At 65.8% G+C, this 15332-nt stretch carries 10 protein-coding genes; all 10 read right to left on the minus strand.

Annotated features, from left to right (window positions below; all coding sequences use genetic code 11):
* Nucleotides 1-95 precede the first annotated feature (95 nt).
* The 10 genes from HH212_RS01970 to HH212_RS02015 all read right to left on the minus strand — a co-directional run bounded on the left by HH212_RS01970 (nucleotide 96) and on the right by HH212_RS02015 (nucleotide 15302).
* Nucleotides 96-2498 (minus strand): glycoside hydrolase family 127 protein, encoded by a 2403-nt coding sequence (locus tag HH212_RS01970; protein WP_169433849.1) that lies wholly within the window; start codon nucleotides 2496-2498, stop codon nucleotides 96-98.
* A gap of 217 nt (nucleotides 2499-2715) precedes the next feature.
* Nucleotides 2716-3654, minus strand: coding sequence for an arabinan endo-1,5-alpha-L-arabinosidase (locus HH212_RS01975; protein WP_229217522.1), 939 nt, complete (start codon nucleotides 3652-3654; stop codon nucleotides 2716-2718).
* A gap of 150 nt (nucleotides 3655-3804) precedes the next feature.
* Nucleotides 3805-5352: an alpha-N-arabinofuranosidase gene (locus HH212_RS01980; RefSeq protein ID WP_169433850.1), complete on the minus strand. Its 1548-nt coding sequence runs from the start codon at nucleotides 5350-5352 to the stop codon at nucleotides 3805-3807.
* 31 nt (nucleotides 5353-5383) lie between these two features.
* Nucleotides 5384-7330, minus strand: a complete 1947-nt coding sequence (locus tag HH212_RS01985; RefSeq protein WP_169433851.1) for a glycoside hydrolase family 97 protein — start codon at nucleotides 7328-7330, stop codon at nucleotides 5384-5386.
* Between the two features lie 189 nt (nucleotides 7331-7519).
* A complete protein-coding gene (locus HH212_RS01990) occupies nucleotides 7520-8296 on the minus strand; it encodes an SDR family NAD(P)-dependent oxidoreductase (protein ID WP_169433852.1) in 777 nt (258 codons plus the stop codon).
* A 44-nt stretch (nucleotides 8297-8340) separates the two neighbouring features.
* A complete protein-coding gene (gene araD1 / locus HH212_RS01995) occupies nucleotides 8341-9342 on the minus strand; it encodes an AraD1 family protein (protein WP_169433853.1) in 1002 nt (333 codons plus the stop codon).
* Between the two features lie 156 nt (nucleotides 9343-9498).
* A complete protein-coding gene (locus HH212_RS02000; RefSeq protein WP_169433854.1) occupies nucleotides 9499-11241 on the minus strand; it encodes an IlvD/Edd family dehydratase in 1743 nt (580 codons plus the stop codon).
* Between the two features lie 343 nt (nucleotides 11242-11584).
* Nucleotides 11585-12772, minus strand: a complete 1188-nt coding sequence (locus HH212_RS02005; protein WP_441295192.1) for an aldose epimerase family protein — start codon at nucleotides 12770-12772, stop codon at nucleotides 11585-11587.
* Between the two features lie 12 nt (nucleotides 12773-12784).
* Entirely contained in the window at nucleotides 12785-13735 is a 951-nt protein-coding gene (locus HH212_RS02010) for a glycoside hydrolase family 43 protein (RefSeq protein ID WP_169433855.1), read from the minus strand.
* Between the two features lie 205 nt (nucleotides 13736-13940).
* Entirely contained in the window at nucleotides 13941-15302 is a 1362-nt protein-coding gene (locus HH212_RS02015) for an MFS transporter (RefSeq protein ID WP_169433856.1), read from the minus strand.
* Nucleotides 15303-15332: the final 30 nt, after the last annotated feature.

Here is a 15332-nt window from a genome sequence, read left to right on the forward strand (position 1 = left end):
TCGCGGGGACGACGCTTTCAAGCCAACACATCATTTGGGAGAAGGGTCCGCGTTTTCCCGCAGTCTACACCAAGACTTTCTCTAGAGCATATTCGCTAGACGCCCTGCCCTTCGCCACGCAACAGCCGCAAGCCGTACAAGCCGCCCGCGATCGACCCTTCCCTGGCCACAAATTTCACTTCCAGCTTGCCGCGCGCCGCCCGCACCAGATCCGCCGGCAAGGCGATGTCGCGCGTATAGAATTCCTGCGCCGCGTCGGTCGGCAGCACGAGTTCGGCAACGCGCTGGCCGTTCACCACTACGTCGAAGCGGCGGCCGCCATCCGCGCGCGCGAAGGTCAGGCGCAGCGCCCTGGCTTCGGCCTGCGGGTCCTTCAGCTCGTAGCTGAACCAGGCGGTCGCGTGGCGCCAGTGGCGCTTGCCGTTCAGGCCGGCGTCCGCCCCTTCTCCCTTGAAGCCGTGGTCGGATTCCGGCTGCTGTTCGCCCGGCCCGACCTGGTCGATGGTGAGCGCGTCCAGCGCCAGGCGTTCCTGTTCGCGCGCCGCGTTGTCCAGCTTCATGCGCGCATAGTCGCCCGGCGTCGACTGCTGCCAGTAGACCATGTAGCGCGCATCGTGCAGGCGGAAGAAGGGAATGAATTCGGTGGACGCGCCGCTCCCGCCCTGCACCAGCCCCGGCGGCGCGGTGAAGGTCAGCGGCTTGCCCTTGACCGGCTTGAAGCGCCTGACGAAATCCGTGCTGTCGGCAACGAAGGTCGGCGCCGCCTCCAGCGGGCACACCTGGCCGGAAGCGATGTGCCCCATGCGCGAATCGTCGGCAAGGAAGTTCAGGTGCTCGCTGGGAAACGGGTTGGTCTTGGCCGCCAGCACCACCGGGCCGTGCAGCACCGCATAGTAATTCGACCGGTCCGGCATGCGCTCCAGGCGCGTGGTCATCGGCAGCTCGAGGTCGATGCGGTCGCCCTTTTTCCAGGTGCGCTCGATGCTGGCGTAACTCCCCGGCGCGGCGTCCACCTTCACCGGCTTGCCGTTGACGCGCACGCTCAGCTTGCCCGGCGCCACCCAGGCCGGATAACGAATCCTGAGGGCGAAGCGGCCGTCCTGCCCCACGGCGTCCAGCACGATGCGCGTGCCGGCCTGGTCGGGAAAATTGTTCGACTGGGTCAACTTGACGCCGCGCGCGCGCCAGTCCAGCGTCGAGGGAATGAACAGGTTGACGAACAGCGCATCGCGCTCGTGCGCGTAGATGAATTCGCCGTACTTGGCGTGGCTCTCGATGCCGGAGCCGACGCAGCACCACATGCCCTGGTCCGGCTGCGAATACACGCGATAGTGGTTCGGACGCATCGGGGTGAAGTAGACGAAGCCGCCGCTGCCCGGATGCTGCGACGCCAGGATATGGTTGTACAGCGCGCGCTCGTAGTAGTCGGCATAAGCGGCCTTGTCGCTGGCGGCGAACAGCAGTTCGGTCAGCTTGAGCATGTTGTAGGTGTTGCAGGTCTCCGGCCCCTCGACCTCGTCCACCATCGGCCCGAAGTCCTTCACATCATGAAAATGCTCCTTGACGCTGTTGCCGCCGATGGCGACCGTGCGGTGCTCGACCACGGTCTGCCAGAAAAAGGCGGCGGCCTGGCGCATGTCCCTGCCCTGCGCCGGATCCTTGGACAGTTCGCCGATGCGCTGGAAGCCGATCACCTTCGGGATCTGGGTGTTGGCGTGCAGCCCGGTCAGCTTGTCCTCGCCTTTTTCCAGCGGCTGCAGGATGGCCCGGTGCGAGAATTTCAGCGCCAGGTCCAGGTACTTCTGCTGCCCGGTCATCTCGTAGACGTCGGCCAGCACCTCGTTCATGCCGCCATGCTCGCTTTTCAGCATCTGCTGCATCTGCTCGTCGCTCAGGTGGCCGGTCAGGCGCAGCGCCCAGTCGGACAAGGCGATCAGCATGATCTTGGCATCCCCGTTGCCGGCGTAGCGCCAGGCATCGCGCAAGCCGGCGTAGATCTTGTGCAGGTTATACCAGGGCACCCACTTGCCGTTGACGGAGAAATTGTCGGCGTGGAGCTTGCCGGCGGCGACGTCGCGCCAGGCCGCGCGACCGCCGGGGATGCCGCCCAGGTAGCCGTCGCCGTTGGCTTGCTGGGCGCGTTTCAGCTCGGCCACGAAATAATCCAGGCGTTTTTTTACCTCGGGGTCGCCGGTGGATGCCGTCATCAGCGCCAGCGCCGACAGGTAGTGGCCACCCATGTGGCCGTCCAGGCCGGACGATTCCCAGTTGCCGTAGCTGGGCTGCCTGGGCTGCAGGCCGGCTTCGCGCAGGAACGGCGCCAGCAGGCGGTCCGGGTCCATCGACATCAGGTAGTTCAGGTCGGTGGCCTGGGCGTCCAGGAAGGGACTCGGGCCCAAACGCACGTCGCGCAGGGGAAACAGCTCGGCGGCGTGGGCGGCGCCGAGCAGGGTCGTGGCTTGCAGCAGCAGCAGGGCTGCCATCCGTTTCAATGTCATCGCAACCTCATACGAGTGACTAGTACAAACCCCACCGCGTCGTCCCCGCGCAGGCGGGGACCCATACCGAGCATCAGAATTCGAACCATGGAAATACCGCAGCAATGTTCGGCAGTCGTTTTTTGAAACTCTGCATGGGTCCCCGCCTTCGCGGGGACGACGGGGATGGGCCGACGCTACGAGCAGCTGATTTGATAACCATTACATCATCACGCCATTAAGGCAACTGCACGCTCTGGTACCGGCTCAAATCCTTCTGCTCTACCGTCGGCCACCCCTGCGCATCCCATTTCATCTCCAGCACCTTCAGCTTTTGCTTGTACTTGTCGGCCGTCTCGTACGCATGCAGCACCAGCCAGTCCTTGCCATCGAAGGTGTAGGCGCTGTTGTGGCCGAGCGCTTTCCAGTCGCGGTCGCCCTGGATGACGAGCGAGCCGCCGCCCTGGGCCATATCCTTGCCCAGGCGGTCGAGATAGGGGCCGGTGGCGGCGCGGGAACGGCCGACCACCACGTGGTAGGTGCTGTTCGGCCCCTGGCAGCATTTGCCCCAGGAGACGAACAGGTAGTACCAGCCGTTCTTCTTGAAGATGAACGGCCCCTCGATCTCGGCCGGGCCGGCCTGCTCGTCCGGGGTGAAGGCGGGGCGCTCGCGGCGCGCGACGGTGTGCCATTCCTGCGGTTCTGCCAGCTTCGTCCAGGTCGGGTCGAGCTTGACCAGCTTGATGCCGCTCCAGAACGAGCCGAAGCTCATCCAGCCGGTGCCCCGCTCGTCCTCGACCACGTTGGCATCGATGGCGTTCCACAGGTCGCGTCCCGGGACCGATTGCAGCACCATGCCCTGGTCTTGCCAGCGGTAGTCGGGCGAGCGCGGATCCAGCGTGGCGTTGCTGGTCACGCCGATGCCGGAGGTGTTCTTGCCGAAGCCGGACACCGAGTAGTACAGCAGGTAGCGGCCATCGTGGTACTGGATGTCCGGCGCCCAGATGTGATCGTCGAAGGTGGGCGCCGCCCCTTTGGCCCAGGCCGGCTGACCGGGGAAGACGCGCCCTTCCGGCTTCCAGTGCAGCATGTCGGACGAGCTGTAGAAGGTGATGCCGGGGCCGGTGCTGAACAGGTAGTACTTGTTGCCCTGCTTGGCCATTACCGGGTCGTGCACGCCGACCTGGGCGGCGTGGGCGGATACACACGGCGCATGTCCAAGCACGAGCGCGGCAGGGAACGCGAGTGCGGCGGTGCGGACGGCGCCGATCGCCGCGTGGACACGCTGTGTCCACCCACCCCTTGAACGACGGGCGGCGTGCACCGGTCAGCCTTCCACCGACACGACCATCACCGCCTTGGCCGGCACCTTGATCGTCATCTTGCCGCCGGCGGCGCTGGCGCTGAACGGCGCCGGCTTGATCGCCTGCGGCTTGTCGAAGGTGTTGTGGGCGTCCATGGCGTCGGCGGTGAGCACCTGGCCGCGCACCGAGGAGACGCCCCGGCCCGGCAGGTCGAGGGTCACGTCGGTGGCGTCATGCGGATTGGTATTCACCAGGGCGACATACACCTTGCCATCCCTGGCGCGCGCGGCCGAGGCGCTGATGCCCGGCACGCCGCGGCCATTCACGCCGTAGGTGGTGTTGTTGGACAGGGTCACCGGCAGCGAGGTGGCGTCCTGGAACGGCACGTACATCTTGTAGGCGTGGTAGGTCGGCGTCAGCAGCATCTTGTCCTTGTCGGTGATGATCATGGCCTGCAGCACGTTGACCATCTGCGCGATGTTGGTCATGCGCACGCGGTCGGCGTGGGCATGGAAGATGTTGAAGTTGAGCGCGGCCACGACGGCGTCGCGCAGGGTGTTCCGCTGGAACAGGAAACCCGGGTTGGTGCCCGCCTCGACGTCGTACCAGGTGCCCCATTCGTCGACGTAGAAGCCGATCTTCTTCTGCGGGTCGTTCTTGTCGAGGACCGCGACGTTGCGCTTGATGTGTTCTTCCATGCGCAGCGTGTTCGACACGGTCGAGTACCACTCGCTTTCCGGGAAGCCGACCGCGGCGCCCTTCTTGTCCCATTTGTCGGTCGGCAGCGTGTAGTAGTGGAAGCTGATGCCGTCGGTGTCGCGCGTTTCCTTGCTGAGGGTATCGGTCCAGGTGGTGTCGTAGTCGTTGCCGCCGCTGGCGATCAGCTTCGGCCGCACGTCCTTGGGCGCCTTGATGAAGGTGGCATAGTGGTTGTACAGGTTGGCGTAGTAGGCCGGCTTCATGTTGCCGCCGCAACCCCAGGCTTCGTTGCCGATGGCGAAATAGGCGACCTTGAACGGCTGCGGGTGGCCGTTCTTGGCGCGCAGCTCGGCCAGGGTCGACTTGCCGGTGGAGGTCATGTACTCGACCCACTCGGCCGATTCCTGCGGGGTGCCGGTGCCGAGGTTGCCGTTGACGTAGGCGTCCGCGCCCAGCATCTCGACCAGGTCGAAGAATTCGTGGGTGCCGACCGCATTGCTTTCCGGGACGCCGCCCCAGTTGGTGTTGACCTTCACCGGCCGGTTCTTGCGCGCGCCGATGCCGTCGCGCCAGTGGTATTCGTCGGCGAAGCAGCCGCCCGGCCAGCGCACCAGCGGCACGTGCAGTTCCTTCAATGCGCCGACCACGTCGTTGCGCCAGCCCTTGGTGTTCGGGATCTTCGATTCCGGACCGACCCACAGCCCTTCGTAGATGCCGGTGCCGAGGTGCTCGGCGAACTGGCCGTAGACGTTCTTGTTGATCACGGCGCCGGGCTTGGCCGTATCGATGGATATGCTGACCTGGGCGAAGGCGGACGCCGACAGCATCGCCAGGATGCCGAATGCGAGGGCGGTGGGTTTGAATACGTTCATGCGGTCTCCGTTATTGAATGTTATAAATGATTTATTTGAATACAGCGACGAAGCCGCCGTGCGCCTTGATCGTCATCCGTTGGGCGCCGCCGCGGATCGTGGCATTGCGGAACTCGCGCTCGCCGGCGCCATCCCCGATCAGCTGCCCTTCCCTGCCGGCCAGGAAGGCGAGATCGAGATCCAGCGTGGCATCCTTGTCGTCGCCGTTGATGCCGGCCACGTACCAGGCGTCGCCGGCGCGGCGCGCGATCACGGCGTGGCGGCCCGGATAGCCGGCCACGAATTTCACGTCGTCCCAGCTGCGCGGCAAGGTGCGCAGGAACTCCTTGACGTAGCCGGGCGCCGTCGCCATGCCTTCCGGCGTCTCGGCGAAATGCTGGATGCCGGACAAGAACAGCACCGACTCCGCCAGTTCGAAGCCGTTGCGGGTGGCGCGCCGGATCTTCGGGATGTCGCCGAACACCATCGGCGTGAAATCCATCGGATCGAACAGGTTGCGCGCAAACGGCAGCACGCTAGCGTGGCGCGCCACCGCGTCCTGGTCCTGCTGCTCGAAGGTGGTGAATTCCAGGCCGCGCACCGCTTCCATCGTCATCAGGTTCGGATAGGTGCGGCTCCAGCCGCGCGGCAGCGTGGCGCCGTGGAAGTTCACCAGCAGGCCGGCCGCGGCGGCGTCGTTCAGAATGTCGACGTAGTAGCGGATCATCGACTGGCCGTCGCCGCCGAAGAAATCGATCTTGACGCCCTTGACGCCCATCCCGGCCAGGCGCGCGAACTCGGCCACGCGCTGCTCGTGCGTCAGCAGCTTCGACTTGGGCGAATATTCGGTCTTGTTCCAGTCGCCCGACGAGTTGTACCAGGCCAGCAGGCCGACGTTCTTCGACGCCGCGTAGCGCGCCAGTTCGCCCAGCTTGTCGTAGCCGATCTTGCGGTCCCAGTCGGCGTCGACCAGCGTGTAGTCCCAGCGCATGTCGGCGGCGTAGTCGATGAACTTCTTCTGCACGTCGAACACGGTGCCGTCGTCCTTCAGCAGCGCCCAGCTCCAGGACGCGTGGCCGGGTGCGACCTTGTTCTTGTCGAAGGCGATCGCCGGCAGCGCCAGGTCGGTGCCGAGCGTGGACTCCACCAGCGTCGCCAGGCTGCCCAGCGCGATCACGCGCCACGGCGAGGTCAAGGTGCCGCGGCTCTCGGCCAGCAGCGCGCCGCCGGGCACCACCTCGGCCGCCATCGGCGTGCCGATTCGATAGATGCCGCCTTTGGCATCGGCCTGCAGGCACGCGGCGTGCCAGCTGCCGTCCATGCCGGCTTCGGTCAGCGCCACCCAGGTGTCGCCGCTCTTGAACAGCGCCGGGAACACCCAGCCCGACGGCAGCGGCGACGGCGTGCCGACCGGAATCTCGTAGCGGTAGTGCTCCTCGTACGAGGGATTGGTGTTGCTCCAGCCGGTCTGGGCGACCGACATCGGCTGCAGCCAGGCTTTGGCCGCCGTGTCGAAGCGGAAGCTGGTGGCTTCGGCCACGAAGCGCTTGGTGGCCATGTCCGGTTCGCGCACCAGGTAGCGCAGCGCGACGCCGTCGTTGGAAACGCGGAATGCCACGTCCATCGACTGGCCCCTGGCGTTGCGTACCGTGACGACCTGCTGGTTGGCGCGGTAGCTGATATGCCGTTTCTTGGCGGTGGCCAGTTCGTAGTCTTCGGCGATCGGCTGCACGCTGGAGACGCCGGCCAGCGCCAGGCCGTGTTCGAGGTCGGCGCCTTCGAGGCGCAGGCCGAGGCGGGACGGCAGGATCACCGGCTTGCCGTCGCGCGCGACCGTGTATTCCAGCGTTTTATCGAGCGCGATGCGGACGGCGACGCTGATGTGGCGGTCGGGGCTGAGCAGGGGCGCCCAGCCCATACCGGCGGGCGAGGTGGCGGCGGCAAGCGGCGCGACCAGGGCGAGCGCGGCGGGGATCAGGGCCAGGTTCGGTTTGTTCATGGGCAGCGGCCTAGTGAAGGTTAGCGAAGCTTTACCCCGTCGTTCCCGCGCAGGCGGGAACCCATACCGAGCCACCATGGATGCAATGTATGGGTCCCCGCCTGCGCGGGAACGACGGTTTTGAGGGTGACGAAAGAAAGCTGGCGGCACGGCGCATGCATGTTGCGCCAGATCCGCCTCATCGCTCTTTCACGTCCACCCCGCATCCACCACGAAATCCTGCGCCGTGCACATCTTGCTGTCGTCCGCCGCCAGGAACAGCACCATCGAGGCCACGTCTTCCGACATCAGCTTGCCCGGCAGGCATTGGGCGCGCTTGATCTCGGCCTCGCCCGCCTCGTCCAGCCACAAATCGATCTGGCGCTGGGTCATTACCCAGCCCGGCGTGACGGTGTTGACGCGGATGTTGAATTTACCCAGGTCGCGCGCCAGGCAACGCGTCAGGCCGGTCACCGCGGCCTTGGTGGCGGCGTAGATCGGGTAGTCCGGGTTCTTGGCGTGGAAGGACATCGAGCTGAAGTTGATCACCGAGCCGCCGCCGCGCCGCTTCATGCCTTCGAGCGCCGCCTGCACGGTGAAGAACATCGGACGCTGGTTGATGGCGATGCGCTCGTCGAAGTAGTCGACGCTGACCTCGCCGATGCGGTGGCGCTGGTCGTTGGCGGCGTTGTTGACGACGACGTCGAAGTCGCCGATCTGCGCCGCCAGTTCCGCCATGGTGCGCTCCAGCGCCGCGATGTCGGTGATGTCGCAATGGCGGAACAACGGCGCCGTGGCGCCCTGCGGCAGCGCCTGTGCCAGGCGCGCCACCAGCGCTTCGCTGGCCTCGACCATGATGTCGACAAAGGCGACCAGCGCGCCCTGCGCCACGAAGGCGGCGACGATCGCCTCGCCGATCCCGCTGCCGCCGCCCGTCACGAATACCCGCCTGCCGCGCAGGCTGGGATACCTGGCCAAATCGTTCATACCGTTCGTCTCCATCGTTTTATTTTTTGTGTGCGCCGCGGCGCTTACAGGGTCTTCACCCGGGCGAAACGGGTCGGCGCCAGCGCCAGCGGATTGCGCAGCGCGGGGCCGAACTGCGGCGACTCGATCTCGAAGGTCTCGCCGGCTTCCACGCGCACGTTGTCGGCGAAGCTGAGCGTGGCGGTGCCGAAGAAGTGGATGTGCACGTCGCCCGGACGGTTGAACAGGCCGTACTTGAAATGGTGGTATTCGAGGTTGCCGATGGTGTGCGACATGTTCTGCTCGCCGGACACGAAGGCCTTTTCCCAGCGCACGGCGCCGTCGCGGCCGCGGATGCGCGACACGCCCTCGACGTGGGCCGGCAGTTCGCCCACCAGCAGCGCCGGGCCGACGCCGCAGTTGCGCAATTTGGAGTGGGCCAGGTACAGGTAGTTCTGGCGCTCGGTGACGTGGTCGGAAAACTCGTTGCCGAGCGCGAAGCCGACGCGGCATGGCTGGCCGTCGGCGCCGATCACGTACAGGCCGGCGATCTCCGGTTCCTCGCCGCCGTCCAGCGAAAAATCGGGCATGTCCATGGCCTGGCCGGACGCGCGCACGATCGAGCCGTCGCCTTTGTAGAACCATTCCGGCTGCACACCGGCGCTGCCGGCCGCGGGCTTGCCGCCTTCCACGCCCATGCGGAACATCTTCATGCTGTCCGACAGGGTCTCGACGTCGCCGCCGATCTTCTTGTGCATGGCGTCGCGGGTGTCGGCGCTACCCAGGTGGGTCAGGCCGGTACCGGTGACGTAGCAATGGGCCGCATCCGGATGGTCGATCGGGGCCAGCAGGCGGCCGGCCTGGGCGATCGCCTCGTACGATTCGGCGCCGTCGTCGGAGGCGTCGGACGCGGCGTCGGCCAGCGCGGCCAGGCCCACGCCCTGGGCGATGGCGGCCTGGGCCAGTTCCAGCGTCGTGGCGTAGCCGGCGACGGGGGTGACGGCGTCGCCGTCGAGGATACCGACGCAGCGTTGGCCGGCAGCGGTGGTGTATTGGATGAGCAGCATGGTCAGGTGTCTCCGTGGCGCGTTGCGCACGTGCGTATGGTCAGATGGTGGTGATGGGTATCGCGGATGTTCGATGGTGCATGCGGCGCGTGGACACGTAGGGTGGACGTGGCCGGCGAGGCGGCTCTGCCGTCCACGCGTCCAACGCACGTCCGTTCAATGCGAATGCTTGGGCACGGCGGAACCGCGGCACCCGACCAGGAAATCGAAATCGCAGCCCTCGTCGGCCTGCATCACGTGGTCGATGTACAGGCCTTGGTAGCCACTCCTTGGCGGCGCCTTGACCGTCTCGGCACGCTCGGCCAGGCGCGCCTGGATCTCGGCGTCCGCCACGTCCAGGTGCAGGCGGCCGTTGGCGCAATCGAGCTCGATGGTGTCGCCGTCGCGCACGATGCCCAGCGGTCCGCCGTCCATCGCTTCCGGCGCCACGTGCAGCACCACGGTGCCGTAGGCGGTGCCGCTCATGCGCGCGTCCGAGATGCGCACCATGTCGGTGATGCCGCGCGCCAGCAGCTTGGGCGGCAAGCCCATGTTGCCGACTTCGGCCATGCCCGGATAACCCTTCGGGCCGCAGTTCTTCATCACCAATACCGAGTTTTCGTCGACGTCCAGGTCCGGATCGACGATGCGCTTTTTATAGTGGTCGAAGTCCTCGAACACCACCGCCTTGCCGCGGTGCGCCATCAGGTGCGGCGACGCCGCCGAGGGTTTCAGCACGGCGCCGCGCGGCGACAAATTGCCGCGCAAGATGCAGATGCCGCCGTCGGCGATGAGCGGCGTGTCCAGCTTGCGGATCACCTCGTCGTTGTAGATCGGCGCCTCGCGCGTGTTGTCCCACAGCGACTTGCCGTTGACGGTGAGCGCGTCCGGGTGCGGCAGCAGGTCGCCTTCGCCCAGGCGGCGGATCACGCCCGGCAGGCCGCCGGCGTAATAGAACTCTTCCATCAGGAAGCGCCCCGAGGGCAGTAGGTCGACGATGGTCGGCGTACCCTTGCCGATCGCGGTCCAGTCTTCCAGTTCCAGCGGCACACCCATGCGCCCGGCGATCGCTTTCAAATGGATCACGGCGTTGGTCGAACCGCCGATGGCGGCATTCACGCGGATGGCGTTCTCGAAGTTCTCGCGCTTCAGGATCTTCGACAGCGTCAGGCCCTCATTGACCATCTCGACGATGCGGATGCCCGACATGTGCGCCAGCACGTAGCGGCGCGCATCCACCGCGGGAATGGCGGCGTTGTGCGGCAGCGAGGTGCCCAGCGCTTCCGCCATGCAGGCCATGGTCGAGGCGGTGCCCATGGTGTTGCAGGTGCCGGCCGAGCGCGAGTGGCCGGCTTCGGCGGCGAGGAAGTCGTGCATCGAGATCTGGCCGCCCTTGGCCTGCTCGTGCAACTGCCACACGGCGGTGCCGGAGCCGATGTCCTTGCCGTTCAGTTTACCGTTGAGCATCGGGCCGCCGGTGACGACGATCGCCGGGACGTCGACGCTGGCCGCGCCCATCAGCAGCGCCGGGGTGGTCTTGTCGCAGCCGACCAGCAGCACCACGCCGTCCATCGGATTGCCGCGGATGGATTCCTCGACGTCCATGCTGGCCAGGTTGCGGGTCAGCATGGCGGTCGGGCGCAGGTTCGATTCGCCGTTGGAAAACACCGGAAACTCGACCGGGAAGCCGCCCGCCTCCAGGATGCCGCGCTTGACGTGCTCGGCCAGCTTGCGGAAATGGGCGTTGCAGGGGGTGAGTTCGGACCAGGTGTTGCAGATGCCGATGATCGGCTTGCCCTGGAATTCGTGATCGGGGATACCCTGGTTCTTCATCCAGCTCCGGTACATGAAGCCGTTCTTGTCCTGGGTACCGAACCACTCGGCGGAACGCAGAGCGGACTTCTTTTTTGTCTCGGACATGTGATCTCCTCCGTCGTTATATGGGGCCCGGTGCGCGCACGGCGCGGCGGCGCGGGATGCCCTTCTGGGGCCGAGCGGCTCATGTCGGGTCCGGCTCAGCGATGGAGGGAGTCTAAAATGTCACTAGATAACTTTCCAATCAATTTTTTGAGAATATCGATATCGGTTTGGATATCGAGGGATCAGAGCCGGCCAGGGGTCAGAGCCCGGTTTGCATTCGAGGCGGTTTTAGCACCCTGATAAAACCGGTGCTAATAGGCAGCGCGTCTGAACACCGGGGTCAGAGCCCACCCGGATGAACCGGGCTCTGACCCCTAGAACCGGGCCCCGCCCCCTGGACCGATCAGTCCATGACCGAAAAGCGGAAACGCGATTCGGTCTCGTAGACCTCGCCCGGCCGCAGGATCGTGTCCGGGTAGGCCGGCTGGTTCGGCGAATCCGGGAAATGCTGCGGCTCGATGCAGAAGCCGCTGCGGAAGGCATAGGCGCGCCCGCCCTTGCCGGTCAGCGAACCGTCGAGGAAATTTCCGCTGTAGAACTGCACGCCCGGTTCTTGCGTGAACAGTTCCAGCACGCGCCCGCTCTCGGGCTCGCACACGTGCACCGCGCGGCGCAGGTCGCGGCTGCCCTCGGGGCGGTTCAGCACCCAGTTGTGGTCGTAGCCGGTGCCGTGGCGCAGCTGCTTGTCCGGCTGTTCGATGCGCTCGCCGATCGGACGCGGACGGCGGAAGTCGAACGGGGTGCCGGTCACCGGCGCCAGGTCGCCCAGTGGGATCGAGCCGGCGTCGATCGGCACGAAGCGGTCGGCGTCGATGCTGATCACGTGCTGCAGGATGTCGCCGCCGGATTCGCCGGCCGGCGCGCCGCGCAAGTTGAAATAGCTGTGCTGGGTCAGGTTGACCGGGGTCGGCTGGTCGGTCACGGCATGGAAGCGCACCACGATTTCGTTGTCGTCGGTGAGGCTGTAGACGACGGTGGCATCCAGGTTGCCCGGGTAGCCCTGCTCGCCGTCGACGCTGCGGTAGCGCAGCGCCAGGCCCTCTCCTTCCACGGCGGCCGTCCACAGCACCTTGTCGAAGCCGGGGTCGCCGCCGTGCAGGTGGTTTTCGCCGTTGTTGACGGGCAGCTGGTAGTCCTTGCCGTCGAGTGTGAAGCGGCCCTTGGCGATGCGGTTGCCGTAGCGGCCGATCAGCGCTCCCAGGTACGGGCTCTCCTTCAGGTAGGGTTCGAGGGTGTCGAAACCGAGCGCCACGTCGCCGCCGACGCCGTGGCGGTCGGGGACGTGGATCTCGGTGATGATGCCGCCGAAGTCGATGACCTTGACCACCATGCCGCGGCCGTTGGCCAGCGTGTATTGCGTGACCGGGCGGCCGTCGGGCAGCGTGCCGAACGGCGCCTGGGTGATGCCCGGCTGGACGGCCGGCGCGTCGGACTGGCGGCGTTCGCCCTGGCGACGGTCGTTGTGCTGGCCGTCGTCCTGGACCGGGTCGGTTTGCGAAGCGGCGGTGTGTGAAGCGGTCTGAGCGTGCACGTTATGTCTTCCTCAATAGGTGGAGGGCCGCCCGAACAGGGGCATGCCGTCCTCGCCCCAGCGCAGCGGCTTCACGAAGGTGTGGCGGTCCGGGTTCCAGAGCGGATCGCCGACGATCTCGGTGTAGGTGCGCGCGTGGTACACGAGCATGACGGTCTCGCCATCTTCAGCATAGGTGAAGCTGTTGTGGCCGGGCCCGTAGATGCCGTGATCGTAGCATGTGCGCAGCACCGGCTCGCGCGACTTTGTCCACGAGGCCGGGTCGAGCAGGTCGGCATCCTCGTCGGCGTGCAGCAGGCCCATGGCATAGTTCTCGTCGGTGGCGCTGGCCGAATACGAGATGAAGATCTTGCCGTTGCGGTGCACCACCGACGGCCCCTCGTTGACCCAGAAGCCGCGCGTCTCCCAATCGTATTCCGGCTTCGACAGCAGCACCGGCGTCCCCTCGATCTGCCACGGCGTCTTCATCTTCGCCAGGTACAGGTTCGAGTTGCCCTCGATGGCGACGTCCTTCTGCGCCCACAGGTAGTACAGCGTGCCCTGGTGGTTGAAGGTGGTGGCGTCCAGGCAGAAGGTGTCGATGCCGGTGTCGACCTGGCCCATGAATTCCCAGGCGCCTTCGAGCGGATTGGGGTTGGGATTGCGGATCGCGTACATGCGGTGCTGGAACAGCTTGTCCTTGATCGCGCGGCTGGGGGCGGCGGCGAAGTACACGTACCAGGCACCCATGTTGAAGTGCAGCTCGGGCGCCCAGATCAGTTCGCTGTACGGGCCGCTGTCGGGTTTTATCCAGGCGTCCACGGTGGGCGCGGTGGCCAGGCCTTCGATGGTGGCGGCGCGGCGCAGTTCGATGCGGTCGTATTGCGGGACCGAGGCGGTGAAATAATAAAAGCCGTCCGTGTGCTTGTAGATGTAGGGGTCGGCGCGTTGTTCGATCAGGGGGTGGATGAGGGTTTCTTGCATGGTGTGTTATTTCGATGAGTTGGCTCTAAAACCGTCGTCCCCGCGGAGGGTAAAGAATGCCACTGGCATTCTTTACCCCATGCCGAGCTTCCGGAGTTGCTAGCGGTCGCTAAGCTGCATGCTCACTATGGGTCCCCGCCTGCGCGGGGACGACGTGCGTAGGGTCGCGGTTGGAATCGGGCGGTAACGGTATTCAGGCAAACAATCACCCTGCCACCGTCTCCCCCGCCCGCAGATCCGCCTTCACGGCCGCGTAATAGTCGTCGCTGATGCGGTACTTGAACATCAGCGCGCCCATCAGGAAGTGGAAGAAGCCGGGGATCACCGACAACATCAGCGCGATGCCCTGCAGCGCCAGCGCCGATTGTTCCTGGTTGGGCTGATACTGGAAGGTGCCGAGCAGCACGCCGACCAGGCTGCCGGCGATGCCCATGCCGATCTTCTGCGCCACCGAGATGCCGCCGAAGGCGAAGCCGGACACGCGCTTGCCCGTCTTGAGCTGGCCGTAGTCGATGGTCTCGGCGATGGCCGACCAGAACACCGGCGCATGCAGGTCCACCACCAGCGACAGCGCGAAGTACAGGACAAAGGCCAGCGCGACGTCGCCCGGCTTGACCAGCGCGTAGATCAGCACCGACAGCAGCGCCACCATCAGCTGCGTGTAGCGGAACAGTTTCACTTTGCAGTAGAACTTGGTCACCCAGGTCGAGATCACCATGGCGATGATGGCGGCGGCCACCCCGGTGGACAGGAACGCTGAGACGGTGCCGGTGTCGCCGTGCAGGTAGTACTTGGCATAGTAGATCGCCACCGAGCCGCGGATCACGTAGCCGATGGTGCCGGTCACGCACACCGCGCACAGGATCAGCCACTGGTCGTTCCGGGCCAGCACCTTCACCTGCTCCAGGATCGGCTGGCGTTGTACGCGGTGCACCACACGCTCGGTGGTGGTGAAGAAGCAGAACAGGAACAGCGCCACGCCCAGCACCGCCATCAGCGCCATCGCCGCCTGGTAGCCGGCGGCCTTGCTGCCGTTGCCCCAGCGGTCGGCCAGGATCGGCACCACGATGGTGACCATGAAGGCGCCGACCTTGGCCAGGAACAGGCGGTAGCCGTTGGCCGACAGGCGCTCCTGCGGGTCGGCGGTCAGGCCGCTGATCAGCGAGATGTAGGGCACGCCCACGCCCGAGGTCATCAGCGTCATCAGGATGTAGGTCGAATAGGCCCACACCAGCTTGGCGTCGTAGCCCCAGTCCGGCGTGGAAAACACCATGGATACCGAGACGCCGTAGGGCACTGCCAGCAGCAGCAGGTACGGGCGGTAGCGCCCCCAGCGCGTGAGGAAGCTGTCGGTCATCTGGCCCACCGCCAGGTCGGACAGCGCGCCGACGATCTTGACCAGCATGAACAGCAGGGCCAGGTCGCCGGTCTTGAGGCCGTAGATGTCGGTGTAGAAGAAGGTGATGATCAGCATCATCGACGAGATCACCACGTTGAGCGCCATGTCGCCGGCGCCGAAACCCACTTTTTCCAGGGTCGAGAGTTGCTGTGTGTGCGGGGTTTGCATGCGGCTTCCTTCCAAACGACGAGGGCGCCA

Source organism: Massilia forsythiae (assembly GCF_012849555.1).
Taxonomy (GTDB): domain Bacteria; phylum Pseudomonadota; class Gammaproteobacteria; order Burkholderiales; family Burkholderiaceae_D; genus Telluria; species Telluria forsythiae.

Excerpts from the sequence above, each read along its gene's own strand:
- HH212_RS01970 (WP_169433849.1), bottom strand. The coding sequence starts at position 2,498 with ATGACATTGAAACGGATGGCAGCCCTGCTGCTGCTGCAAGCCACGACC.
- HH212_RS02015 (WP_169433856.1), bottom strand. The coding sequence starts at position 15,302 with ATGCAAACCCCGCACACACAGCAACTCTCGACCCTGGAAAAAGTGGGT.
- HH212_RS01980 (WP_169433850.1), bottom strand. The coding sequence starts at position 5,352 with ATGAACGTATTCAAACCCACCGCCCTCGCATTCGGCATCCTGGCGATG.
- araD1 (WP_169433853.1), bottom strand. The coding sequence starts at position 9,342 with ATGCTGCTCATCCAATACACCACCGCTGCCGGCCAACGCTGCGTCGGT.
- HH212_RS02000 (WP_169433854.1), bottom strand. The coding sequence starts at position 11,241 with ATGTCCGAGACAAAAAAGAAGTCCGCTCTGCGTTCCGCCGAGTGGTTC.
- HH212_RS01990 (WP_169433852.1), bottom strand. The coding sequence starts at position 8,296 with ATGAACGATTTGGCCAGGTATCCCAGCCTGCGCGGCAGGCGGGTATTC.
- HH212_RS01985 (WP_169433851.1), bottom strand. The coding sequence starts at position 7,330 with ATGAACAAACCGAACCTGGCCCTGATCCCCGCCGCGCTCGCCCTGGTC.
- HH212_RS02010 (WP_169433855.1), bottom strand. The coding sequence starts at position 13,735 with ATGCAAGAAACCCTCATCCACCCCCTGATCGAACAACGCGCCGACCCC.